The organism is Vreelandella alkaliphila, assembly GCF_016107625.1.
GTDB lineage: Bacteria > Pseudomonadota > Gammaproteobacteria > Pseudomonadales > Halomonadaceae > Vreelandella > Vreelandella alkaliphila.
In genome coordinates this window covers 37,403-61,719 of record NZ_JABASV010000007.1, presented here as the reverse complement: position 1 = coordinate 61,719, position 24,317 = coordinate 37,403, and the positions used below count along the sequence as shown (strand labels likewise).

General features: G+C 51.7%; 19 protein-coding genes. 12 read left to right on the top strand and 7 right to left on the bottom strand.

Features of this window, described 5'->3' with window-relative positions; all coding sequences use genetic code 11:
* Nucleotides 1-108: 108 nt before the first annotated feature.
* From JFC11_RS11945 to JFC11_RS11910, 8 genes are all read left to right on the top strand, one after another.
* Nucleotides 109-2,595, top strand: a complete 2,487-nt coding sequence (locus JFC11_RS11945) for an acyl-CoA dehydrogenase (RefSeq protein WP_198349612.1) — start codon at nucleotides 109-111, stop codon at nucleotides 2,593-2,595.
* 442 nt (nucleotides 2,596-3,037) lie between these two features.
* Nucleotides 3,038-4,135 carry an ABC transporter ATP-binding protein gene (locus JFC11_RS11940; protein ID WP_120386858.1) on the top strand — a complete coding sequence of 366 codons (1,098 nt, stop codon included), beginning with the start codon at nucleotides 3,038-3,040 and terminating at the stop codon, nucleotides 4,133-4,135.
* A complete protein-coding gene (locus tag JFC11_RS11935) occupies nucleotides 4,128-5,225 on the top strand; it encodes an ABC transporter ATP-binding protein (protein ID WP_198349611.1) in 1,098 nt (365 codons plus the stop codon). The genes JFC11_RS11940 and JFC11_RS11935 overlap by 8 nt, the downstream gene beginning before the upstream one ends.
* Nucleotides 5,222-6,109: a carbohydrate ABC transporter permease gene (locus JFC11_RS11930; protein ID WP_198349610.1), complete on the top strand. Its 888-nt coding sequence runs from the start codon at nucleotides 5,222-5,224 to the stop codon at nucleotides 6,107-6,109. The genes JFC11_RS11935 and JFC11_RS11930 overlap by 4 nt, the downstream gene beginning before the upstream one ends.
* Nucleotide 6,110: 1 nt before the next feature.
* A complete protein-coding gene (locus JFC11_RS11925; RefSeq protein WP_198349609.1) occupies nucleotides 6,111-7,007 on the top strand; it encodes a carbohydrate ABC transporter permease in 897 nt (298 codons plus the stop codon).
* A gap of 15 nt (nucleotides 7,008-7,022) precedes the next feature.
* Nucleotides 7,023-7,295 (top strand): DUF2160 domain-containing protein, encoded by a 273-nt coding sequence (locus JFC11_RS11920; RefSeq protein WP_198349608.1) that lies wholly within the window; start codon nucleotides 7,023-7,025, stop codon nucleotides 7,293-7,295.
* Nucleotides 7,296-7,389: 94 nt separating this feature from the next.
* Complete coding sequence (locus tag JFC11_RS11915; protein WP_198349607.1) at nucleotides 7,390-9,129, top strand: ABC transporter substrate-binding protein; 1,740 nt, start codon at nucleotides 7,390-7,392, stop codon at nucleotides 9,127-9,129.
* A gap of 169 nt (nucleotides 9,130-9,298) precedes the next feature.
* Nucleotides 9,299-10,954 carry a glycerol-3-phosphate dehydrogenase/oxidase gene (locus JFC11_RS11910; RefSeq protein ID WP_038484953.1) on the top strand — a complete coding sequence of 552 codons (1,656 nt, stop codon included), beginning with the start codon at nucleotides 9,299-9,301 and terminating at the stop codon, nucleotides 10,952-10,954.
* 76 nt (nucleotides 10,955-11,030) lie between these two features.
* Here JFC11_RS11910 and glpK read toward each other — a convergent pair whose 3' ends face one another.
* The 4 genes from glpK to JFC11_RS11890 all read right to left on the bottom strand — a co-directional run bounded on the left by glpK (nucleotide 11,031) and on the right by JFC11_RS11890 (nucleotide 16,646).
* Nucleotides 11,031-12,515: a glycerol kinase GlpK gene (glpK, locus tag JFC11_RS11905; RefSeq protein ID WP_198349606.1), complete on the bottom strand. Its 1,485-nt coding sequence runs from the start codon at nucleotides 12,513-12,515 to the stop codon at nucleotides 11,031-11,033.
* A 164-nt stretch (nucleotides 12,516-12,679) separates the two neighbouring features.
* The gene (locus JFC11_RS11900) at nucleotides 12,680-13,438 is read right to left on the bottom strand and encodes a DeoR/GlpR family transcriptional regulator (protein ID WP_193085225.1); all 759 of its coding nucleotides are present in this window, start codon (nucleotides 13,436-13,438) and stop codon (nucleotides 12,680-12,682) included.
* Between the two features lie 129 nt (nucleotides 13,439-13,567).
* Nucleotides 13,568-15,418, bottom strand: a complete 1,851-nt coding sequence (locus JFC11_RS11895; protein ID WP_198349605.1) for an SLC13 family permease — start codon at nucleotides 15,416-15,418, stop codon at nucleotides 13,568-13,570.
* A gap of 250 nt (nucleotides 15,419-15,668) precedes the next feature.
* Entirely contained in the window at nucleotides 15,669-16,646 is a 978-nt protein-coding gene (locus JFC11_RS11890; RefSeq protein WP_198349604.1) for an NADPH:quinone reductase, read from the bottom strand.
* Nucleotides 16,647-16,825: 179 nt separating this feature from the next.
* On the opposite strand from JFC11_RS11890, the gene JFC11_RS11885 reads away from it, so the two are divergent.
* The gene (locus JFC11_RS11885; protein ID WP_198349603.1) at nucleotides 16,826-17,593 is read left to right on the top strand and encodes a glycerophosphodiester phosphodiesterase family protein; all 768 of its coding nucleotides are present in this window, start codon (nucleotides 16,826-16,828) and stop codon (nucleotides 17,591-17,593) included.
* Nucleotides 17,594-17,628: 35 nt separating this feature from the next.
* On the top strand, nucleotides 17,629-18,519 hold the full coding sequence (gene nfo, locus JFC11_RS11880; protein WP_198349602.1) for a deoxyribonuclease IV: 891 nt from the start codon (nucleotides 17,629-17,631) through the stop codon (nucleotides 18,517-18,519).
* On the opposite strand, the gene JFC11_RS11875 is transcribed toward nfo, so the two are convergent.
* Nucleotides 18,489-19,076: a helix-turn-helix domain-containing protein gene (locus JFC11_RS11875; RefSeq protein ID WP_084183794.1), complete on the bottom strand. Its 588-nt coding sequence runs from the start codon at nucleotides 19,074-19,076 to the stop codon at nucleotides 18,489-18,491. The genes nfo and JFC11_RS11875 overlap by 31 nt on opposite strands.
* Nucleotides 19,077-19,227: 151 nt before the next feature.
* On the opposite strand from JFC11_RS11875, the gene JFC11_RS11870 reads away from it, so the two are divergent.
* Nucleotides 19,228-20,436, top strand: coding sequence for a benzoate/H(+) symporter BenE family transporter (locus tag JFC11_RS11870; RefSeq protein ID WP_232482887.1), 1,209 nt, complete (start codon nucleotides 19,228-19,230; stop codon nucleotides 20,434-20,436).
* Nucleotides 20,437-20,570: 134 nt separating this feature from the next.
* Here JFC11_RS11870 and JFC11_RS11865 read toward each other — a convergent pair whose 3' ends face one another.
* Nucleotides 20,571-21,005 carry a hypothetical protein gene (locus tag JFC11_RS11865; RefSeq protein WP_095603072.1) on the bottom strand — a complete coding sequence of 145 codons (435 nt, stop codon included), beginning with the start codon at nucleotides 21,003-21,005 and terminating at the stop codon, nucleotides 20,571-20,573.
* Nucleotides 21,006-21,248: 243 nt separating this feature from the next.
* Here JFC11_RS11865 and JFC11_RS11860 point away from each other — a divergent pair, with 243 nt between their 5' ends.
* Nucleotides 21,249-22,979, top strand: a complete 1,731-nt coding sequence (locus JFC11_RS11860; protein ID WP_198349601.1) for a proline--tRNA ligase — start codon at nucleotides 21,249-21,251, stop codon at nucleotides 22,977-22,979.
* Between the two features lie 93 nt (nucleotides 22,980-23,072).
* On the opposite strand, the gene JFC11_RS11855 is transcribed toward JFC11_RS11860, so the two are convergent.
* Nucleotides 23,073-24,296: a PqqD family peptide modification chaperone gene (locus JFC11_RS11855; RefSeq protein WP_198349600.1), complete on the bottom strand. Its 1,224-nt coding sequence runs from the start codon at nucleotides 24,294-24,296 to the stop codon at nucleotides 23,073-23,075.
* Nucleotides 24,297-24,317: the final 21 nt, after the last annotated feature.

Genomic DNA, 24,317 nt, shown 5'->3' with positions numbered 1-24,317 from the left:
ATAGCGAATGTATAAGAGTGAAATGCTTGCACTGATATAGGTGACTCTGACAATATTCAAACATACGTTTAAATACGTCCACAATTAATCACCCACGGAGAAACATCCATGCTCACCTTACTACTCATTGTGCTTGCCGTTGCAGGCTTGCTCGTGGTGATGCGCCGCGAAGCAGGCGCTACGCCAGCACTGGCCCTGCTTGGCGTACTGGGCTTAGTAGGCTTAGTGCTTGGCGCAAGCGTTATTGGCACACTGCTATTGATTGCGGCCGCCGCCGTTGCAATTGCTGGTCTACCAGCATTGCGCAGCAAGTGGCTGACGCCGCGTATTTTCGCCACCTTCAAAAAGGTAGCGCCGAAAGTGTCCGATACGGAGCGCACGGCATTAGAAGCGGGCAGCGTCTCCTGGGATGGCGAGCTCTTCTCTGGCAAACCTCAATGGGAGTCGTTACTTAACTATAAAGACGACGGTCTGAGCGAGGCAGAACAAGCGTTTTTGGATAATCAATGTTCGAAAGCAGCTGGCATGTGTAACGCCTGGGATATCGCCCAAGAACGCGCTGACCTACCCCAACAACTGTGGGATTATCTAAAGAAAGAAGGCTTCTTCGGCATGATTATTCCGAAGGAGTACGGCGGCCTCGGATTCTCAGCTAAGGCACAGTCCATGGTACTGCAGAAGCTCTCAGCTAATGAGACGCTGATGGTCACCGTTGGCGTACCGAACTCACTCGGCCCAGGCGAACTGCTGCTTAAATACGGTACTCAACAACAGAAAGATCACTACTTGCCCCGCCTTGCTGATGGCCGTGAAATCCCCTGCTTCGGCCTAACTGGCCCGCGTGCAGGCTCTGATGCCACGTCGTTACCGGATACAGGCGTTGTCTGTAAGCAAGTTATCAATGGCGAAGAAGTGCTTGGCTTACGCCTTAACTTCGAAAAACGCTGGATTACCCTGGCTCCCATCGCCACCGTGGTAGGCCTAGCCTTCCGTCTTTTCGATCCAGAAAAATTGCTCGGTGACGAAGAAGACCGGGGTATTACTCTTGCACTCGTTCCCCGGGATACTCAGGGCATGGACATCGGTCGCCGTCACCACCCTATCGGCAGCCCGTTTATGAACGGCCCGATTAAAGGTAACGACGTGTTTGTGCCGCTGGATACCATTATTGGTGGCCCAGACATGATCGGCCAAGGCTGGCGCATGCTGGTCGAGTGCCTCTCGATTGGTCGCTGCATTACCTTGCCTTCTGGTGCGACCGGCACCGCCCGCTACGCGCTAGGCTGGAGCGGTGGTTTTACCCGCGTACGTCGCCAGTTCAACGTACCCGTCGCTGAAATGGAAGGCGTACAAGAGCCGTTAGCACGCATGGCCTCGCTGGCTTACATCTCTGCTGCTACGGTTTACCAGACCGCCAACCTGATCGACCATGGCGAAAAACCCGCTGTTCCTTCAGCCATCTTGAAGAGCCAATTGACCGAGTTCCAGCGCGTGCTGCTTAGCGACGCAATGGATGTTCACGGTGGTAAAGCCGTTACCCTGGGTCCACGCAACTACCTAGGCATTGGCTACAGTGCTAACCCGGTGGCAATCACCGTGGAAGGCGCCAACATTATGACCCGCAACCTGATGATCTTTGGTCAAGGTGCGATTCGCTGCCATCCCTATGTACTGGACGAGCTAGCCGCTAAAGATGCCAACGACGTTAAAGCCTTCGACAAAGCCTTCTTTGGCCACGCAGGGCTGATTTTCGGCAATGCTGCCCGTGCCTTTACGCTTGGGTTTGGCTTGGGCAAAGCAAATGTACCTTTTAGTGGCCCTGCGGCTACCTACGCCCAGGATATTGCACGCATTTCAGCAGGCTTTGGCCTATGTGCCGACGCCGCCATGGCCAGCCTTGGCTCTGAACTCAAGAAGCGCGAAATGCTGTCAGCACGCTTGGGTGATGTTCTGTCTAATCTGTATCTAGCTTCCATGGTACTGAAACAGTGGCACACCGGTGACCAAGTAGAGGGTGAAGAAGCGCTGCTACACTATAGCCTGCGGTTCTTGCTAAACCGTGCCGAACAGGCGTTCGTTGAAATTTTCGATAACCTACCGAACCGCGTGTTAGGCAAGGCATTGAAAGTTATCATAATGCCGACCGGCCGCCGTTGGAATAAACCGCATGACGACTTGGCTCGCGATATCGCACAGCGCGTATCCACACATAGCGCCCTGCGCAGCAAGCTACTTTCCAATACATGGGATAAAGATGATGGCGCAGAGTCTAACCCGCTTGCCCGCTACAATGCGCTGCTGGTGGATTATGACCGTGCCGAAACCCTCTACCGCACGGTGAACAAAGCCTATGCCAAAGGTGAGCTGCCACAAACGGCACTACACCCTGAAGCACGCATTGAAGCCGCACTGGACAAAGGGATTATCAAAGAAGACGACGCACAGTTTATGCGCACTTTCGAGGCGGAAGTACTCGAGATGCTGACGGTTGATGATTTCGCCTATGACGCGTTTGCTAATGATAAATCGACGTTGATTAATCACAATGCAGCGCCTGTGGCTACGCCGCAGCAAGCAGAAACCAGCGTTAAGTAGTCCTTTCTCGCTTTAACTAGCGATCCTAACCGGCCTCTCCAGGCCGGTTTTTTACGTATATTTTCAAAAACGAAACAAACGAACATTCGCTTATCTCACTCAGTGGCTGCTTTCCTTCTCTAAACACCTCGTTTTAATGCCAATTTCTCACCAAAACAACCGTCATTCAGCACTCCCCACCGCCGGAGCAGCAGCGATATACGCCTAAAAGCGAATACAAACAGCTACAAAAGTCGTTGCAAGTTCGCAAATGATCAACTAGCCTTTCGTTATTGAAAATAAAGTGAATGGAAGTCCGCTTGATGGTTGGCTGACAATAAAGTGCAAACAGCCAAGGCTAACATCTCGAATAAGCGAGTATTGCTTCACTTTCATCAATAGCGATCAACGCAAGACCTCTACCAATAACATTATCTATAACAATGACGTTAGCGAGATCGGCATGTCCTTACATCTGCAAAATATCGACCACATCGTCGGTGGTGAATCCCATATCAGTGGGGTGGACCTCGAGCTGGAGCCGGGTTCTTTCAATGTGCTGCTAGGGCGAACCCTGGCAGGTAAAACAACGCTCATGCGATTAATGGCGGGTTTGGAGCAACCTACCCGGGGGCGAATCTACATGGATGGCAAGGATGTCACGGGCGTATCCGTCCGCAAGCGCAATGTCTCCATGGTGTATCAGCAATTCATCAATTACCCAAGCCTTAATGTTTACGACAATATAGCGTCACCACTTAAGCTGGCTAAGGCATCCAAGCAGGAAATCGACAAGCGTGTGCGTGAAACTGCCGCCATGCTGGGGATTGACCACTTGCTGGACCGCTTGCCGCTTGAGCTTTCTGGTGGGCAACAGCAGCGTACCGCCATGGGCCGCGCTTTGGTTAAGGATGCGGACCTGATCCTGTTTGATGAACCGTTAGTCAATCTTGACTACAAACTGCGTGAAGCGTTGCGCGATGAACTTCGCGGGCTATTCAAGGCACGTAACTGCATTGCCGTTTATGCCACCACCGAGCCCAACGAAGCGCTAGCGTTAGGAGGCAACACTGCCGTATTGCATGAAGGCAAGCTGCTGCAATATGGCCCAACCGAGCAAATTTATCGCGAGCCTAACGGCATCCTAAGCGCTGAGATGTTTTCAGAACCGCCTATCAATATTGTGCCTGGGCATCTTACTGCCAATGAAATCACCTTCGACCAGGATATCCATTTCCCCTGCGATGTGGCGCTACGCAACTTACCCGCGGGAGCATACCGATTTGGAGTCCGTGCCTCTCACGTCAGCCTACAGCCGAATGCAGCAGATGATCTAGAGCTTGAAGTTGAAGTTGAAGTGGCTGAAATCAGCGGTTCGGAAACCTTCCTTCATGTGCGGCACAACTTATTTTCTTTAGTACTCCATTTGCTTGGTATTCATACACCTAAAGTCAATCAGCGCATAAAGATCTACTTCCCTACCCACAAGCTGTTTGTCTTCGATCAGCAGGGTTCTATTGTCCATACGCCGGAAACACGGGGAGTGAATCAGCATGGCTGAGATCATACTAAAGGCTCTCGCGCATACTTATAGCGCTAACCCGACATCACCTGAAGATTACGCGATTCGCCAGATGGAACATATCTGGCACCAAGGCGGCGCTTATGCCCTGCTGGGGCCATCGGGGTGTGGCAAATCCACCCTGCTGAACATTATTTCCGGGCTGCTCGAACCTTCCGAAGGGGATGTGCTGTTTGATGGCCAGCGAGTTAACGAGTTGCCGCCTGAGGAACGTAACATCGCTCAGGTTTTTCAGTTCCCGGTGATTTACGACACCATGACGGTGTTTGATAACCTCGCCTTTCCATTGCGTAACATCAACATTCCAGGCCATCGCATCACGCCCAAGGTAGAGGAAGTCGCGGAGATTCTGGAGTTAACCCCCCTGCTAAAGCGTAAAGCCAAAGGGCTGACCGCCGATGAGAAGCAGAAGGTTTCAATGGGGCGCGGCTTGGTGCGCGATGATGTCTCGGCAATTCTGTTTGACGAGCCATTAACGGTTATCGACCCACAGCTCAAGTGGAAATTACGCCGCAAGCTGAAGGAGATTCACCAGCGCTTCAATATCACCATGATTTACGTCACCCATGACCAGCTGGAAGCGGCAACTTTTGCCGACAAAATCGCTGTGATGTATGAAGGTCAGGTGGTTCAGTTCGGCACTCCTCAAGAACTCTTTGAAACCCCCGCGCATACCTTTGTTGGCTATTTTATTGGCAGTCCCGGCATGAACATTTTGGATGTACGCCACCATGCGGGGGAAGTCATCTTTGCTGATATACCGCTCCCCATACCGCAGACGTTTGTTGACGCCATTGCCAATACCAAAAGTTCGAATATAAAAATCGGCATTCGCCCCGAGTTTGTAACTGTGCATGCCAGCAAACGTGAAGGTGCCCTGCCCGCTCGTAAACGGCAGGTGCAAGATCTAGGCACCTACTCAATTGTTACCTTTGAGTTGGGTGGTCAGGCGTTCAAGGCACGCTTGCCGGAAGGTCACCCTGAATTCGGAGACGATATTTATCTCACCTTCGACCACGATCAGTTAGGGCTGTTTGTGGACGAATACCGGGTGGAGGTTACCTCATGAATAATAAAGTCTATAACAACCGCGCTTGGTTATTAGTCCTACCAATGTTAGTGCTCGTGGCGTTTTCCGCCATTATCCCCTTGATGACAGTGGTCAACTACTCGGTACAGGACGTGCTAGGTCCCAACGCCAGCTTCTTTACCGGCACCGAGTGGTTTCGCACTATGCTCAACGATTCGGCGCTGCAAGCTGCATTTGGTCGGCAGATAATGTTTTCATTGATTATTCTGGCTATCCAGATCCCACTGGGAATAGGAATAGCGCTGATTATGCCAAAACAGGGCTGGCAGGCGTCCGCCGTACTAATTCTGATTACCCTGCCCCTGCTAATTCCTTGGAACGTCGTTGGCAGTATCTGGCAAATCTTTACCCGTGGCGATATTGGGTTAATGGGCTGGGGGCTGCGCGAGCTGGGTATTAATTACAATATTACCCGTAATGCCGGTGACGCCTGGGCGACCATTATTTTAATGGATGTTTGGCACTGGACACCGCTTGTCGCAATGCTCTGCTATAGCGGGCTGCGCTCTATTCCTGAAGCCTACTATCAAGCGGCAAGGATTGACCGTGCTTCTAAGTGGGCAGTGTTTCGCTATATTCAGCTGCCGAAGCTAACCAACGTTCTGGTCATCGCGGTACTGCTGCGCTTCATGCACTCCTTCATGATCTACGCCGAGCCCTTTGTGTTAACCGGAGGTGGACCTGGCAGTTCAACCACGTTCCTAACCCAATCGCTTGCCACCATGGCTATCGGCCAGCAAGATCTGGGGCCTTCTGCCGCCTTCTCGATCATCTACTTCCTCGTCATTCTGCTAGTCAGCTGGGTGTTCTATACCACCATCATGCATCTGCAGAAAGACAAGAATTCACAGGGAGGCGTGTAAGATGTCTTACCAACTTGAAAACACCCAGCAGGGTGAAAAATACAACACTATTTTCAGTAAGGTGCCAGCAGCTGAGCGACGCAAGCGCCACTCACGCTCTCGGCTGAGAAAGCGGCTTCTGCTTGGCACCTATATCGTGCTGCTGGTACTGCCCCTTTATTGGCTGCTCAATATGTCGCTGCAGACTAACAGCGAGATCCTCGGGTCGATGACGCTGTGGCCGCAAAACCTGACCTTTGACAACTACATCGGCATCTTCACTAACCCAAGCTGGTACATGGGGTACGTCAACTCCATCATGTATGTGGTGATGAATATGATCATCACCATGTTAGTGGCACTTCCGGCCGCCTATGCCTTCAGCCGTTACAAGTTCATCGGTGATAAGCACCTGTTCTTCTGGCTATTAACCAACTTGATGGCGCCACCCGCAGTATTTTTGCTGCCCTACTTCCAGCTTTATTACTCGGTCGGCTTATTCGATACGCACATCGCCGTAGCGCTAGCTCACTGCCTATTCAATATTCCGCTGGCCATCTGGATTCTGGAAGGTTTTATGAGCAGCGTGCCTAAGGAAATCGACGAAACTGCCTATATCGACGGCTACAGCTTTCCCAAGTTTTTCATCAAGATCTTCATTCCCATGATCAGTTCTGGCATTGGCGTGGTGCTTTTCTTCCTGTTCATGTTTTCCTGGGTTGAACTGCTGCTGGCACGCACACTGACGTCTACAGACGCTCAGCCGATCGGCATGATCATGACCAGGACCTCGACGGCATCAGGTATCGACTGGGGCACCCTTGCTGCCGCCGGTATGTTGACCATTGTTCCCGGCATTCTGGTGGTTTACTTCGTACGCAATCATATCGCCAAGGGCTTTGCCCTGGGCCGCACCTGAGTAGGAGGAAACCTTATGTCCTGGATGGTATGGACTTTACCGACGGCTATTTTCTTTTCTTCCATTGCGGCCATGCTCGCTGGCATGACGATCTGGGAACTACGCTCGCCAAGCATTGAAAGAAAGGGATTTTTACCCATTAGCACCACCCGCGGTGATCGGCTGTTTATCGGCTTGATGTCTGCCGCGTTTATTCACTTGGGCTTCATTGGGTTCACGTCGCTTTCAATTTGGATTGCACTAGCACTTTCAGCGGTATGGCTGCTGGTGTTAATGCGCTGGGGTTAGCCAATCAGCAATTCCAGGAAAACCCTGGCGTTAAGTACGGCAGTATCAAGGACGCTCAAGATATCAGGGAAGAGCACAACAAAACGAGGTCAATATGCGCAACAACAAGTTCAAACTTACTACCCTCGCCGCCAGCCTCATGCTCGCATCGGGGACACTGATGGCAGACGATCACGATGCGCGGGCAATCGCGGAGCGCTTGGTCGACGAACACTTCCAAAACTCTACCTTGAGTCGTGAAGAGCAAATCGAAGAACTTCTGTGGTTTGCAAAAGCAGCTGAGCCTTTCCGCGGTATGGATATTCAAACTGTCGCAGAAGGCTTGACCACTCACGTCTATGAAAGTGAAGTGCTCGCAGAAGCATTCAGTGAGTTAACCGGTATCAACCTTACTCATAATATTATCGGCGAAGGCGACGTCGTTGATACGATGCAAAATCAGATGCAATCAGGTAACAGCATCTACGACGGTTTTGTTAATGACACCGACGCTATCGGCACGCACATTCGTTACGGCACCACCATCAACCTCACCGAGGCGATGGAAAACGAATGGGCTGACTACACACTTCCAACGCTGGACCTAGACGACTTCATTGGCTTGCAGTACGGCACTGGCCCCGATGGCAGCCTATACCAACTACCCACTCAGCAGTTCGCCAACCTTTACTGGTTCCGTTATGACTGGTTCCAGCGCGAAGACCTGCAAGATCAGTTCCGTGAAATCTATGGCTATGATCTTGGGGTACCCACCAATTGGACGGCTTATCAAGATATTGCCGAGTTCTTTACCAAACATGTTGGTGAAATCGACGGCACTACCGTCTATGGCCACATGGACTACGGCCGTCGTGATCCGTCGCTTGGCTGGCGCTTCCACGACTCCTGGCTCTCAATGGCCGGCATGGGTAGCCCGGGCGTACCATCAGGTAATCCAGTCGATGACTGGGGTATTCGCGTTAACGAAGATAGCCAGCCGGTAGGTGCCAGCGTTAGTCGTGGCGGTGCAACCAACTCGCCAGCGTCTGTCTTTGCCATGCAAAAAGCCGTTGATTGGCTACGTGACTTCGCACCGCCTGAAGCACAGGGCATGACCTTTGGTGAAGCGGGTCCTGTGCCTGCTCAAGGTCATATTGCTCAGCAAATTTTCTGGTACACCGCCTTTACAGCAGACATGACCGATCCTGCTGTAGCAGTGACCGACGATGAAGGCAACCCACTTTGGCGCATGGCACCTTCCCCTACCGGCCCTTACTGGGAAGAAGGCATGAAAGTGGGTTATCAGGATGTAGGTGCATGGACGTTCTTTGACTCCACACCCGAAGACCGTCGAACCGCTGCTTGGCTATTTGCCCAGTTTACGGTAGCTAAAACTACCTCTCTTGAAAAACTGATGGCTGGCCTAACGCCGATTCGTGAATCTGACATTTTCTCTGAGCAGATGACCGAAATGGCACCCAAGCTTGGTGGTTTGGTTGAGTTCTACCGCAGCCCCAACGAATCCAACTGGACGCCTACCGGCACCAACGTACCCGATTATCCGCGTATGGCTCCGCTATGGTGGCAAAACCTAGCACCGGTAATGAGCGGCGAAGTTACCCCTCAAGAGGGCTTGGATAAGCTGGCGGCAGATATGGATAACACCATGTACCGCTTAGCTCGCGCAAACGTCTTCGATAGCTACGCCCCAGCGCTTAACGAAGAGCGCGACCCGCAATACTGGCTGGATCAAGAAGGCTCTCCTAAGCAAAAGCTTGATGATGAAATGCCGCAAGGAACGACCGTTCCTTACGATGAAATGATGGAAGCCTGGATGGAAGCGGGTACCCGCTAATCCAGTTGGGGCGGGCTTCGGCCCGCCCTGTTAAGGCTCAAAAACTAGGTTTCATCAGCGGCGAGCAGATAACAGCAAGGCTCGCTGGTCTACATAGGCTTATTGCTTTGTTGTCATGTTGAAACCGCTACCTAAACACGGGGCTTTTTCTTTGTTAATTGGAACCGCTATGAAACTGCGTAACCGGAATATCGAGAAATTGCACACTGACGACTTTGACGCACTAATCATCGGTGGCGGCATTAACGGCGCAGCAACTGCAGCCGCGCTTGCAGGCAAAGGCGCTAAAGTCGCCTTAATAGACCGCGGTGATTTTGCAGGAAGCACCAGTATGCACTCCTCCAACTTAGTTTGGGGAGGCATTAAGTATATGGAAAGCAAGGATTTCGCATTAGTACGCAAGTTGTGCAAAAGCCGTAATCACTTGATTAAAAGTTACCCATCTACCGTTCAGGAAATTCGCTTTCTTACTACCATCAGCAAAGGTTTCCGCCATTCACCCTGGTATTTGTGGGCAGGCACCTGGCTCTACTGGCTGATGGGAAACGGGTTTACTAAGCTGCCCCGCTTACTATCTCCCAAGAACATTAAGCAAGAAGAACCCATCATTGATATCGAAGGCTCAGTCGGTGGGTTTGAATACTCAGATGCCTACTTACACGATAACGATGCCCGATTTGTATTTAACTTTGTTCGCCATTCGCTTAACTATGGGGCGATTGCAGCCAATTATGTTGAGTCGCTTGGTGCTGAACGTGAAGGACAGCACTGGGTAACGAAAGCGCGCAATGTCATGGATGGCAGCACGTTTAATATCCGTTCCAAAGTATTGATTAATGCTGCTGGCCCCTGGGTAGACCAGCACAACGCACTTACCGGCGAGAAAACCACCCATCAACATCTTTACTCAAAAGGCATTCATCTGATCGTTCCGCAATTGACGGAAACTAAACGGGTACTGGCGTTTTTTGCCGACGATGGACGACTGTTTTTTGTTATTCCCATGGGGAATCGCACCTGCATCGGCACGACTGATACACATATGGAACATCCAGAGGTGGATGTCACCGCTGAAGATATTGAATTTGTATTGGAAAATATCAATAAGCGCCTAACATTAGAAAAGCCGCTTACCCAAGACGATATTATTTCAACACGCTGTGGTGTTCGGCCGCTGGCTATCAAAGCGGATCAAGGTAACGATCGCGATTTTCTCCAGCTGTCGCGTAAACATGTCATCGATACCAATGCGGATAGCGCCCACATTAGTATTTTTGGCGGTAAATTAACCGACTGCTTGAATGTAGGTGATGAAATCGCAGAAGAAGTGGTCCGCCTAGGTGTCAATCTCAGCGATATCAACTATCGCTGGTACGGAGAGCCACCAGAGCCTGTTAAACAGCAGTTTATGGACCAAGCTAAACGGATGAATCTAGATGCGATGACCGCACCGACGTCTACCGAGCCGCTCTCTTCCCGGCTGTGGCGGCGTTATGCAGAGCAGGCCATGCAAATGCTGGAAAAAATTCGTCAGGATCCTGCGGAAGCCGATATTCTCATTGAAGGTACCGAATATATTCGCTGCGAACTAGAGCATGCCCGAGACCACGAAATGATTACGCAACTGGAGGACTTCCTGCGCCGAAGAGCCAAAGTGTCACTGGTTGTTCACCATGAACAGCTGCGCCACTCTAAGGGGCTGAAAGAAGCTTGTCGTGTCCTATTCGGAGACCAAGCGGAAGAGCGCTTTGCTACCTACTTTGCTGAAAATCGTGACACCTCACAGCCCTTCGTTGCACAAGCAGAGCCACAGAACACTCACTGATTAACCATCAACAACATTAAAAAGCCGCTATCATCGGTAGCGGCTTTTGCCTATTGAAGTAGCCAATAAACGGTTGTTAATTACAACGCACGCGATTCACGGCATCTAGCCAACCCTGGTACAACTCCTCCCGAGTCGATTCTGGCATTTTAGGTGTAAAGCTCTTTTCGCAACGCCAGAGTTGCTCAATTTCTTCAAGTGTGTCATACCAACCCAAACGCAAGCCTGCCAAATAAGCAGCTCCAAGCGCTGTCGTTTCGAGAATAGTCGGCCTATCCACCTGGACATCGAGCATATCGGCTAAAAACTGCATCACCCAGCTGTTTTTCACCATGCCACCATCGACACGTAGGTTACCAGGCGTGGCTTCCATATCGTCGTTCATACAGTGCTGAAGGTCACGGGTCTGGTAACACACCGCCTGGAGCCCCGCCGCAACGATTTCGGCAATACCGGTATCCCGGGTGAGGCCAAAAATTGCCCCTCGCGCTTTAGGGTCCCAATGGGGCGCGCCCAAGCCAGTAAAGGCCGGTACCAAGTAAACGCTATGTCCGCTACGGGTTTCTTTAGCAAGCGCCTCTGTTTCTGACGCATCTGCAAACAGGTTCAACCCATCGCGTAGCCACTGCACAGTCGCTCCAGCAACAAAAATACTGCCTTCCATCGCATAGGTCGGCTTGCCATTAATTCGGTAACCAATGGTGGTTAGCAGGCGATTTCGTGATACCGAGGGTGTATCCCCGGTGTTAACGATCATAAAACATCCGGTGCCATAGGTGCTTTTACCCATTCCTGGCTGAAAGCACGCTTGCCCCACTAACGCGGCCTGCTGATCCCCTGCCACACCCGCAATAGGGATAGACGCCCCTAACCAATCTGCGTCAGTGGTGCCAAAATCATCGCTGGAATCTTTTACCTCGGGCAGCATGTTGGCAGGAACGTTAAACAACGCTAACAGCTCATCGTCCCATGTTTGATTATGGATATTAAAAATGGCTGTTCGCGATGCGTTGGTAGCATCAGTGACGTGTTGCTTGCCATTCGTTAATCGCCAAATCAAAAAGGTATCGATAGTGCCAAAGAGTAGCTCACCACGCTGCGCACGCTCGCGGGCCCCTGCTACATTATCGAGTATCCAGGCGAGCTTGGTGGCAGAAAAATAGGGGTCTATTAAGAGGCCTGTCTTCGCTTGTACTGCCTCTGTATGCCCTTCGTCACGGAGTGTTTGACAAAGTTCAGAGGTACGCCGATCCTGCCAGACAATCGCATTATAGAGCGGCTTACCCGTCACTCTATCCCACACCACCGTGGTTTCACGTTGGTTAGTAATGCCAATTCCATCAATCTGCTCTGGCGAAATATTCGCCTTTTCTAATACCTCACGACAGGTGGCGAGGACAGTCTCCCAAATATTTTCGGGATCATGCTCTATCCACCCATCCTGAGGGAAGTGCTGAGGAAATTCCTGTTGGGCAACCGCCTCTATTTGGCCTTGGCGGTCAAATAAAATGGCGCGCGAGCTGGTCGTACCTTGATCGATGGCGAGAATAAAGGAGGACATATCACGTTCACTTTGTTGTAGGTTCTTTCGGTTTTGTGTGTTTTGTTTCGCTTTATTATCATCCAAGGCTACTCTAGCCGCCCCAAATGCTCAAGTATGAAACTGCGCTCCTTCACTCCTAAACTCGTCGGTGGCCATCTTCTGCCTTAGCTTACGCATCATGCTTAAGCGATATGCAACGCGACACCGTGCTGCGATAACAGCTGCAGAATCGATTCAGGAGGCTTCCGATCAGTGAACAGAGCATCGAGCTGGGAAATATTCCCTTGGCGCACCACCGGATTACGATGAAATTTTGAGTAATCTGCGGCGAGATAAATGCGTCGCGAATTGGCAATGATCGCTTGAGCAACGCGTACTTCCTGGTAATCAAATTCAAGGAGCGAGCCATCCTCATCAATACCACTGATCCCGATGATTCCGTAATCCACTTTAAATTGATTGATAAAATCGATAGTGGCTTCGCCGATAATACCGCCATCGCGAGAGCGAACTTGCCCGCCAGCAATAATCACCGTGAAGTCCTCTTTGTGCTGAAGAATGGCGGCCACGTTAAGATTATTAGTAATGATTTCTAAGCCCTGGTGCTCAAGCAATGCCTGAGCGATCATCTCGTTACTGGTACCGATATTAATAAACAGTGAAGAGTGATGAGGAATTTGCTGCGCTAGGCAGTGAGCAATCCGCTCTTTCTCTTCTAAATGTAGCGTTTTACGCGTGCTGTAGGCGGTGTTAACAGTGCTCGACTCTATTCCTACACCGCCATGCACACGACGAACCCGCCCTTCGTTTGCTAGCGTATTTAAATCACGCCGAATGGTTTGTGGCGTCACTGCAAAGTGATCGGTCAGCTGCTCAATGCTCATATAGCCATGCTGGCGTACTAACTCGACGATAGCATCTTGGCGAAACTGTTGGTTCATAAGCCCGGCCTGTTCGTTATTTATTGGTGTATAAGTGCTGTTCTCTATGGGCTATAGAGTAGCAAATTTTCGAAATTCAATAATACGAACATTGGGCCTTCCCCATTTTCTCGCTAAGTACCTGCTCCATTAGAGCGGCCAGGCCCATAAAATGGCAGGAATAGCGACTACCATCACTACTAACGAAAGTGGAAGGCCGAGCTTCCAATAATCACCAAATTGATAGCCGCCCGGGCCTAACACTAGCGTATTGGACTGGTGTCCTATCGGCGTTAGAAAAGCACATGAGGCACTGACGGCCACTATCATTAAAAAGGGATCGAGTGATACATCAAAACCACTCGCAAGACTGGCGGCAATAGGCGCCATCAACAGCGCGGCTGCGGCGTTATTGACCACGTTGGAAAGTAACATTGAGAGCATAAATAGCCCTGCCAATGAAACAATAATGGGCCACTCAACGCCGAATCGTAGTAATGCATCAGCAATAATTTCAGCGCCACCGCTCGTTTCAAGCGCTTCTCCCACCGGCAGCATAGCCGCCAAGAGAACAATAACGGGACCATCAATGGCTTGGTAACCTTCTCTCAGCGGCAGTACACCAATCAGCAGTGATATCAACGCCGCGCTACTCATGGCAACAGCGGCAGGCAGAAGATCAAACAGCATTGCAATAATGGCGAGGGCAAAAATACCAATCGACAGCGCCAATTTTCGCGGTTGACCTAAGTGAAGCTCACGATTAGCCAGCGGCAAACAACCAAGGGTCGCTAAGCTATCGGCGATTTCATTTTCACTGCCTTGTAACAGCAGTACATCACCGGTTTGAAAACGAATGTCTCGAAGACGCTGCTTTAAACGCCCCCCATCCCGAGCTACCGCCACTAAATGCAGGCCGAACTGTTGATTTAACCTCAGCTGGCGTACGCTTCGATTGACCATCATTGAATCGTTACGCACCACCGCTTCAATCAGCTGCAGACCTTCCGTATCGACAGGCTGGCGCTCATCCGACGGTTGTGAAGCCCCATTCTCACTATCGGCCTCATCGCTATCTTTTTCATCTTCTTCTGGTTCCGCAATGGCGCTCAACCCTACTTTATCTTCCAGCAGCTTAAGCTCATCAGGCCCTGCTTCCAGCAGCAAAATGTCCCCCTCTCGAAGCACCCCATGAAATGAGTACCCTGCGCGGCGATTATCTTCCCGTACCACGGCAAGTACTGGGATGGTCTCTTCTAGCTCATCATGTAGTTGCTGGAGTGTCAGACCATTAGCCTTTGACTCTTCTGAGACCTTTAGCTCAACCAAATAATTAGCAGTATCAAACATTTCTTCGGTTGAAGCCTGCCCACTGCGCTTAGGCGTTAAGCGCCAGCCCACAAGCACAATAAACACCAGACCGGCTAACGCAACGGCAACCCCCACTGGGGTAAAGCTGAACATACCGAAGTTTTCACCGGTGATATTACCCCGGTATGTGGCAATAATGATGTTGGGTGGCGTGCCAATCAGCGTGGTTAAGCCTCCCAGCAATGAACCAAACGCCAACGGCATTAATAATAGCGACGGGGATGTGTTGTGCTCTCGAGCAAGCCGCATGGCAACGGGCAACAGTAACGCCAGTGCCCCTACGTTATTCATAACCCCAGAAAGCACCACGACCGTGCCGACCAACACGAGTAATTGTAGTAGCAGCCGTTCACCTACTTTGAGCACTTGATTGGCGATGATATCGACAACACCCGAGCGCTCAAACCCTCGGCTAATGACCAATACCGCGGCCACCGTAATCACGGCTGGATGCCCAAAGCCTTTAAAAGCCTCATCGCTAGGCACAAGCCCAAGCATTACCGAGCCAAGCAACGCCGCAAGCGCGACTAAGTCATAGCGAAATCGACCCCACATAAAAGCGGCAAGCGTTAATCCCAAAACGATAAAGACCAGCGTACTGGGCGCAAGCCCGATGCTTTCCATTGTCATGCGATGTCCATCTCCTTGTGTTGGGTACGCTCGGCTGATGTGCCAAATAACTAGCAACACATTAGATGATGACTATACGGCCGTATAGCCCTAGAAGAGCAGAGCAACAAAAGAACGTTAGGCCAATAAAATGCCTGGCCACGCCAGGCATTCATAAAAAGTGGTTAAAGGACCACTAAGCCACACAGCTCACTCTATGTTGCCAAAAATGGCGGCAAAGCGTGGCCATTTAACCAGGCGTGTAAACGTATTAAGGCAGTAGCACGGTCGAGCCAGTTGTTTTGCGGCTTTGCAGGGCATCTTGAGCCTTTCCTGCGTCCTGAAGCGGGTAGCGATTTGCTACGTCAATATGAAGCTTGCCGCTTTTGATCATGCCAAAAAAGTCATCGCACATCATTTCAAAGCGTTCACGGGTATCCGCATAGCCGTTCAAACTTGGGCGGGTTACAAAGAGCGCGCCTTTTTGGTTCAGAATACCTATATTAACCCCGTCTACTGGGCCAGACGCATTACCAAAGCTGACCATTAGCGAACGAGGCTTCAGGCAGTCTAACGACATTTCCCAGGTATCTTTTCCTACGGAGTCATAAACCACATCGCACATTTCGCCATTGGTTAGCTCACGTACCCGCTCTACCACATTCTCTTCGCTGTAGTTGATCGTTGCCCATGCACCGTTGGCCATCGCCAGGTCGGCTTTCTCTTTTGAGCTAACCGTTCCAATCAGTTTAACGCCTAGCGCTTTGGCCCACTGGCAGGCAATCGAGCCAACGCCTCCAGCAGCGGCATGAAAAAGAATGGTCTCACCGCCCTTTAGCGCATAAGTTTGACGCAGCAGATACTGCACGGTTAGCCCTTTCAGCATACTGGCCGCAGCGGTTTCAAAATCAATAAAGTCCGGCAGCTTAATCACCTTGGCCGCTGGCAAGGTATGCATCTCTGCATAGGCACCCAATGGCCCTTGTGCATACGCTACCCGGTCACCCTCTTTTAGATGGGTAACGCCTTCACCCACAGCGTCGACAACCCCTGCACCTTCAGTGCCTAATCCAGAAGGCATAGATGGCGCAGGATAGAGCCCTGTACGAAAGTAGATATCGATAAAATTCAGGCCCACCGCTTTATTAGCAATACGCACTTCACCGCTGCCGGGTGCCTTAGGCTCTGTGTCGACCCACTCCAATACACCTGAATCGCCCGTTTTTGAAAACTGAATACGTTTAGACATCTGGGCATACTCCCATTATTAATTACTGGACACACATTAGCAGGCTATCCAACCGCGTTGTGCGTCTCAAATCAAGCGATTAGCCAGCCATACAGGACATATTGCTGTCATGCACTCATGCTAGACTATCTGAAAATGTTGATAACAATGCTTATCGATTACTCTAAAACGGACAGACTATGACGCACCCAGCAATCTGTTTGCCTACGCTTATAGCCCATCGCGGATACTCAGCCGCCGCACCCGAAAACACCCTAACGGCAGTGCGCGCCGCTCATCAAGTGGGCACTACTTGGGTGGAATTAGACGTTCAACTACTGGGCGATGGTACCCCTGTCATCTGGCACGATAGCGATATTAGCCGCTGCTCCGATAGCCGTGGCGACCTTGCTAGCCTGACGTGGCAGCATGCACAACAGCTTGACGTCGGCAGTTGGTTTGGAGATTTGTTTGCAGGTGAAAAAATGGCCAGTCTAGAGGCCATGCTAGCGCTGTTGAACGAACTCAATATGGGGGTGAATTTAGAGATCAAGGTAAACAAAGGCCGTGACCCCATCGTCTTGGTGGATACCGTATTACCAATCGTATTAGCAACATTGCCCCCTGAACGGCTGATTGTGTCCTCGTTTGATGCCCGAGCGTTAGCTCAATGCCGCCGCTTCGCACCCAAAGAAGCCCTCGCGCTGGGCGTACTATTTGGCAGCACACCACCAACCTGGCGTGACCAGTGTGAAGCCATCGACGCCTTTAGTATTCACCCTCATTGGCCGCGCTTAAAACACACACAGGCCGCTGCCATGCGCCGAGATGGTTATGAAATTTTATGCTATACCGCCAATGACCCCAGCGCTTTTGAAAGCCGCTGGGGCTGGGGAATAGCCAGCGCGATCACTGATGAGCCTGAAGCATTTCAACGCTATTTGAATAATCGACGTCGACACGGTTAAATTCGTCAATATCAATATTCTACCTAAGGAAGACTATGCACTATCTTGGTGCCCACGTAAGCGCCGCGGGTGGCGCGGATCAAGCAGTGTTCCGTGCGGTAGAAATCGGCGCAAATGGCTTTGCTCTGTTCACCAAAAACCAGCGACAGTGGAAAGGTAAACCGCTGACCGACGAGGCTATTGCTGCGTTTAAACAAGCCTGCCAAACCCACGGGTTTGGCCCGGAACAAATTTTACCCCACGACAGTTACCTGATTAACTTAGGCCACCCAGAAACCGCTGGGCTTGAAAAATCACGCGCTGCGTTTTTAGACGAAATGCAGCGCTGTGAGCAACTAGGCCTCACGTTATTGAACTTCCACCCAGGCAGTCATCTGAACAAAATCAGCGAAGCCGATTGCCTGAAACGCATTGCAGACTCCATCAACGAAGCATTACTAGCCTCACAAGGTGTTACGGCAGTGATTGAAAACACTGCCGGGCAAGGCACCAACCTCGGTTGGCGCTTCGAGCACTTAGCGGAAATTATTGTCCACGTCGATGATAAAACCCGTGTTGGCGTTTGTATTGATACCTGCCACGCCTTCGCCGCAGGGTATGACCTACGTACCGCCGAGGCCACCAAAGCAACGTTGGACGAGCTAGGCAAGGTAGTCGGTTTTGAGTATTTACGCGGTATGCATTTAAACGATGCCATGAGTGCCTTCGCCAGCCGTGTAGACCGCCACCACAGCCTGGGTAAAGGCAATATCGGCCTGGATGCGTTCACAACGATCATGCGAGACGAACGCATTCATGACATACCGATGATTCTGGAAACCGTCGAACCCGGCATTTGGGCTGATGAAATCAACTGGCTACGTGCTCAAGTACCAGGTGCTCAAGTACCCGGTGCTCAAGTGCCTGAAGCAGCGCCTGGCAAATAGTGAATCACATCGTGAAAACGTAGCCGCGTCGTAGCGCTGTTACGCATGGCGTGGGGACGATCGGCAAAAAAACGCAGCCCCTCGCCTACTCGTAGCGTTTGCCAGCGCTCGTCAATGCGCAGCTCCATCTCGCCTTCAACAACGACGATGTGTTCTACCACACCGCTGGCGTGGGGAGACGACTCACTGATCGCCCCTGGCGCTAGCTCAATCATAAACATTTCAAAGCCCAGCAGCGGGTCGTAAGGGAAAAGCAGCCGCGCTTGCATCCCAGCGCTATCATCGCCCCAAACGGACTCCCAGCCATCTCTGTGTAGTTCGCCTAACGCAGGCTTGTCACCATCAAACAGGGTTGAAAACGACACCCGAAAACCACTCGCGATCTTCCACAGCGTTGAGATGGTAGGGCTAGACTCACCACGCTCTATCTGTCCCAACATGGCTTTACTCACACCCGTTTCACCCGCCGCGCGATCTAGGCTCCAACCACGATCTTTACGTAGCTTTTTAACGGTTCCCGCAATGTGTTCGGCAATGGTATGAGGGTCACTCACTATGTGGTTCTCCATAGAATTTAGTGTCGTAGTTTACCTATCCGAACAGCGATGAACACCGGCGATGCCAATATTGTGCGCTATAACGCACAGTGATAGTCTTGCAGCACTGTGCGCTATAGCGCACGTCACCCAATGTAAACGAGGTAACACTATGGAGGCACCACCTACCCTACAGCCCACAGGAAGCCATAGAACTCCTTTCTGGCGAGACATTAGCCTCTCGGCCGTCACAGCAGGTTTCGTTGCGGTCACTATTGGTTATACAAGCTCAGCGGCAATCATTTTCCAGGCGGCAGCCGCGGCGGGCGCCAGCACTGCGCAAATCAGCTCTTGGCTGTGGGCGCTGGGCATTGGCATGGGCATTACCTCGATAGGGCTATCGCTGCGCTACCGGATGCCTTTATTAACTGCGTGGTCAACGCCAGGCGCGGCGTTTTTGGCGACGAACCTTCCTGGCATTCCACTTGATGAAGCCATCGGTGCCTTCCTCTTCTCCGCGCTGCTCATTACGCTCTGCGGCGTAACAGGTTTATTCGAGCGCTTGATGCGCTATATCCCCAGCGCAATCGCCTCGGCTCTACTGGCAGGTATTCTGCTGCGCTTTGGCCTAGAGCTGTTTAACGTTATGGAAAGCCAATGGCTGCTACCACTGGCAATGTTGGCCGCTTGGGTAGCAGGTCGGCGCCTATGGCCAACGCTCGCAGTGCCTGGCGTGCTGTTAATCGGCATTGCTATTGCCCTTTGGCAGGGTCAACTTAACGTACACAGCATTCCGCTAGCGCCTACCGTACCGGTTTTCACTGCGCCTACCTTTTCGTTGACAACGCTGATCAGCATTGGCATCCCCCTGTTTGTCATTACCATGGCGACTCAAAATTTACCTGGCGTAGCCGTGCTACGGGCAGCAGGCTATCAGCCAAACAGTTCGCCGCTCATTAGTTGGACAGGGGGCGCAACGCTTTTGCTTGCGCCCTTCGGTGGCTATGCACTCAATATGGCAGCCATTAGCGCCGCGGTATGCATAGGGCCTGATGCCCATGCGAATCCTCTTAAACGCTATACTGCAGGCGTTGTAGCGGGCGTGTTCTATATCGCGATGGGCATCTTTGGGGGCACAGTTACCGGTATCTTCAATGCGCTCCCCAGTGTTCTAGTTATGTCGCTGGCAGGGATAGCGTTACTGGGCACATTAAGCGGTGGGTTAGCGAATGCATTTGAAAATAGCGGGCAACGAGATGCCGCCATTGTTACCTTTTTACTTACCGGCTCTGGCATCACTTTGTTAGGTATCGGCGGTGCATTTTGGGGGCTTGTGGCGGGCTTGGTGGTACTAAAGCTGACAAAGGCTCCAAATCATTAACGGTATGTTATTCATACAATAACTATTTATTTAATAACGATACGATAAAAAATGCCCCCAGAGCGTTCACTACTGGGGGCATTTTATTATTTCTGTTCAGCGCTATCTGCCTCTACATATGAGGCCATTACGCATTACATCGTAGCGAGGCGTTCTTCATCCAGTACGCCCGACATCCGCACCATGGCTAACGCTTCATCCAGGCTGGCCACTTCTTCCATCATCAATAATTCGTTTTCCAAGCTAATCGGCTGTCCCGCTTTATCTGACAGCAGCTTTTCCAGCGAAGCTACGTCCATAGCGTCGTCTAAGTGGTGAATATCTACCGACGCACTGCTCGCACTTGGTAAGTAGATAGTGCCATTAGAGAAATCCACGGCATAAGCGATAACGCCTGGCACAATAAAAAACAGTAAGCCGACACCGTTAGCGATCGCTACAACCGGGTCAACATTACCGCTCATTTGCCCTTTACGTTCAGGATGAAAAAGCGTCCCACAACCACTTAACGTTACAATGGAGACACCAACAACGGCCCCCGTTAACCAACGGCGTACTGCTTGCTGCATGAAGGTTCCCTCAAAGTCCTAACGTACCGATAGCTGAAGAAGATGCGCTTGTTTGCCCACTGCTATCGAGCCACAAAACTGGGCAAGCTTAACACATTTGATTACCAGCACACGCCAAGCTGTTAACGTAGGATTTTGCCGCCATACCCGCTTAGCCGTACAATGCCGCATTCAACGCTAGTTTAAGCGCTACGTTACTAAACGATTAAGCATCACCCCTACCAACAAGGAATGCTCACGCCCATGCGCGCCAGCCAATTATTGATTGCGACATTAAAAGAAACCCCGGCCGACGCTGAAGTCATCAGCCACCAGTTAATGCTGCGCTCCGGTATGATCCGTCGTCTTACCTCTGGCCTCTATACGTGGCTGCCGCTTGGCCTACGCACGCTGCGCAAGGTTGAAGCCATTGTCCGCGAAGAGATGAACCGTGCCGGCGCTCAGGAAGTATTGATGCCCGCCGTGCAACCAGCAGACCTGTGGCAAGAGTCTGGCCGCTGGGAGCAGTACGGCCCGGAGCTACTACGCCTGAAAGATCGCCACGAGCGTGACTACTGCGTAGGCCCGACCCATGAAGAAGTCATTACCGATTTGGTGCGCAAAGAGATTGCCAGCTACAAGCAGCTGCCGGTTAATTTTTACCAAATCCAAACCAAGTTCCGTGACGAAATTCGCCCGCGCTTTGGGGTGATGCGTTCTCGCGAATTCATTATGAAGGATGCTTACTCCTTCCACCTGGACGAAGCTTCCCTCAAAGAGACTTACCAGACGATGTATGATGCCTATACACGCATCTTCACCCGCCTGGGTCTCGATTTCCGTCCTGTGATTGCTGATAACGGCTCGATTGGCGGCACTGGTTCTCACGAATTCCACGTGCTAGCAGAATCCGGCGAAGATGATATCGTGTTCTCCAACGCCTCCGATTACGCCGCTAATATGGAAAAAGCTGAGGCTCTGCCCGCGCCGCTAGGCAGCAACGCCGAGCGTGCAGCCCCCAGCGAAGAGATGCACCTGGTCGATACGCCCAACGCTAAGACAATTGCCGCCCTGGTAGAGCAGCATGGCCTGCCGATTGAGAAAACCATCAAGACACTGATGGTGCATGCCGCTGAAGGTGGTTTGATTGCCCTGCTAATCCGTGGTGACCATGAGCTTAATGAAGTCAAAGCTGAAAACCTGCCCCAGGTAGCCGCTCCGCTCACCATGGCGAACGAAGAAGAAATCCGCGCCGTGGTTGGCGCTGGCCCAGGCTCACTTGGCCCCGTTGGCCTAAACATGCCGATCATTATTGATCACAGCGTGGCGCTTATGAGTGACTTTGGTGCGGGTGCAAACATCGATGGCAAGCACTACTTCGGCATTAACTGGGAGCGTGACGTGGCGCTGCCCCAAGTTGCCGATCTACGTAACGTTGTCGAAGGTGACCCTTCGCCAGACGGCAAAGGCACGCTGTCTATCAAGCGCGGTATTGAAGTAGGCCACGTCTTCCAGCTTGGACAAAAGTACTCCGAAGCAATGAACGCGACGGTGCTGGGCGACAACGGCAAAACCAGCCATCCGTGGATGGGCTGCTATGGCATCGGTGTTACCCGTGTGGTCGCTGCCGCCATTGAGCAAAACCATGATGATTCAGGCATTATCTGGCCAAACGCTATCGCACCGTTCCAAGTAGCGTTGGTGCCGATGAATGCCCACAAATCACAACGTGTGCGCGAAGAGTCCGAACGTCTCTATCAAGCGCTAACAGCTGCAGGGTTAGATGTACTGCTTGATGACCGCGACACGCGTCCCGGCGTCAAGTTTGCTGACCTGGAGCTTATGGGTGTGCCCCACCGTTTAGTGATTGGTGATCGTGGTTTGGATAACGGCGAACTGGAATACAAAGGCCGCAGGGATAGCGAAGCGACCATGGTTCCTGCTGACACAATTGTTGATTTCCTACGCGAAAAAGCAGGACTGATCAGCGCCTAACCGTTTATAACAGCCACGACTAGAACCGCGTCGTGGCCAATAAAAGAGACACTGGCAGGCATCATCAGTTAGGTTGCCTCGCCAGTGCCAGCGCTAATCGGCGACAGGCTGCACTAACCCTAAGCTGATCAATTGGCCTAATAAATGGCAGATATCCCGCCTGATACTTTGCCTACTGGCGCCCGTAAAAAAAGCCATTAAGGTATCAATAATTTCCTCTTGGCATAGAGCCTCATGCTGCAGCAGCGCCCACACGGCTCTACTCGTCACATTCAAACGATGAATTTCGCCGCCCTCTTTCGCAATGACGAACAGCTCTTCACCCAATGGGAACTCATGCGCCACCGGGCTGATTTGCCACTTGCGCGCGTCGTTTGCTGCCAGTGCCTGGTTCTGCTTCAACGCCTCCGGCTCCGTTTGGCGGCGATACGAATTCATCGCCACACCACCGTCAAGAAACCCATCGCTATTTATCTCAGTTGCTAGCCACGTTGCCGCTTCGTAAGCATCTCGGTAACGCATTAAAAAACACGGTAAATCTTTTAAGAGTGGCAAAAAGCGTTCAATCAACGCCTGATCCGACTCATGCTCGGCGAAATTCTGCTGCAACAACTGCCATAATCCATCTCCCGGCTGCAGACGAACCAGCTGTGGCTCACTGAGCGATTCATCGCGCTCAATAAGCAGTACGGCGCCTAGCGGACAACGCATCCCATGCGATGCCAGTTGCTGCTCATTTAACGCCAGATAGCCATAGCGATCATCATGAGGCCCTAGGTGGTTGGCAACAAACTGATGAAACTCCGGCGCAAGGGTTTCTGGCAACGGCAAGCGCAATCTAGGTGCAACGCCCAGCGCTATCCCTTCACCACAACTATTGAGTGCCAGCACATCATCGCCAAACACCCGATAACCCGCCGCGGCGAACGCCCCCGTGAGCGTGCTTTTACCCGCTCGATGACTATCCGGAAATATTACTAGCTGTTGATTAACCTCTACCGCCCCACAGTGAAGCCCAATATGCTCAGGATGATGTCGAAGATAAGCCCCCGCTAAATCAGCAATCACGTTGCATGCGGTTCCTGCCGGTGTATCTAATAACATGCCTCCCGGCAGGGCCGGCGCTTCCTGCCAGTAACCATTAGGATGCCGCCAAACACAAATAGAGGGTGCGTGCTGTTGAGCCTCACAGGGCGTTAGCCGCCAGCCTGGCATGGCTTGATGAATCACTGGCAATAGCCGCTCTGCATCAATCAAGCGTATGCAAGGGCCAACATTTTCCAACGCATAATCGACAGCAATCGAAGTGGTAGACACGGCACCCACCCCTTACCAGCG

Excerpts from the sequence above, each read along its gene's own strand:
- JFC11_RS11945 (WP_198349612.1), top strand. The coding sequence starts at position 109 with ATGCTCACCTTACTACTCATTGTGCTTGCCGTTGCAGGCTTGCTCGTG.
- JFC11_RS11940 (WP_120386858.1), top strand. The coding sequence starts at position 3,038 with ATGTCCTTACATCTGCAAAATATCGACCACATCGTCGGTGGTGAATCC.
- JFC11_RS11935 (WP_198349611.1), top strand. The coding sequence starts at position 4,128 with ATGGCTGAGATCATACTAAAGGCTCTCGCGCATACTTATAGCGCTAAC.
- JFC11_RS11930 (WP_198349610.1), top strand. The coding sequence starts at position 5,222 with ATGAATAATAAAGTCTATAACAACCGCGCTTGGTTATTAGTCCTACCA.
- JFC11_RS11925 (WP_198349609.1), top strand. The coding sequence starts at position 6,111 with ATGTCTTACCAACTTGAAAACACCCAGCAGGGTGAAAAATACAACACT.
- JFC11_RS11920 (WP_198349608.1), top strand. The coding sequence starts at position 7,023 with ATGTCCTGGATGGTATGGACTTTACCGACGGCTATTTTCTTTTCTTCC.
- JFC11_RS11915 (WP_198349607.1), top strand. The coding sequence starts at position 7,390 with ATGCGCAACAACAAGTTCAAACTTACTACCCTCGCCGCCAGCCTCATG.
- JFC11_RS11910 (WP_038484953.1), top strand. The coding sequence starts at position 9,299 with ATGAAACTGCGTAACCGGAATATCGAGAAATTGCACACTGACGACTTT.
- glpK (WP_198349606.1), bottom strand. The coding sequence starts at position 12,515 with ATGTCCTCCTTTATTCTCGCCATCGATCAAGGTACGACCAGCTCGCGC.
- JFC11_RS11900 (WP_193085225.1), bottom strand. The coding sequence starts at position 13,438 with ATGAACCAACAGTTTCGCCAAGATGCTATCGTCGAGTTAGTACGCCAG.
- JFC11_RS11895 (WP_198349605.1), bottom strand. The coding sequence starts at position 15,418 with ATGACAATGGAAAGCATCGGGCTTGCGCCCAGTACGCTGGTCTTTATC.
- JFC11_RS11890 (WP_198349604.1), bottom strand. The coding sequence starts at position 16,646 with ATGTCTAAACGTATTCAGTTTTCAAAAACGGGCGATTCAGGTGTATTG.
- JFC11_RS11885 (WP_198349603.1), top strand. The coding sequence starts at position 16,826 with ATGACGCACCCAGCAATCTGTTTGCCTACGCTTATAGCCCATCGCGGA.
- nfo (WP_198349602.1), top strand. The coding sequence starts at position 17,629 with ATGCACTATCTTGGTGCCCACGTAAGCGCCGCGGGTGGCGCGGATCAA.
- JFC11_RS11870 (WP_232482887.1), top strand. The coding sequence starts at position 19,228 with ATGGAGGCACCACCTACCCTACAGCCCACAGGAAGCCATAGAACTCCT.
- JFC11_RS11865 (WP_095603072.1), bottom strand. The coding sequence starts at position 21,005 with ATGCAGCAAGCAGTACGCCGTTGGTTAACGGGGGCCGTTGTTGGTGTC.
- JFC11_RS11860 (WP_198349601.1), top strand. The coding sequence starts at position 21,249 with ATGCGCGCCAGCCAATTATTGATTGCGACATTAAAAGAAACCCCGGCC.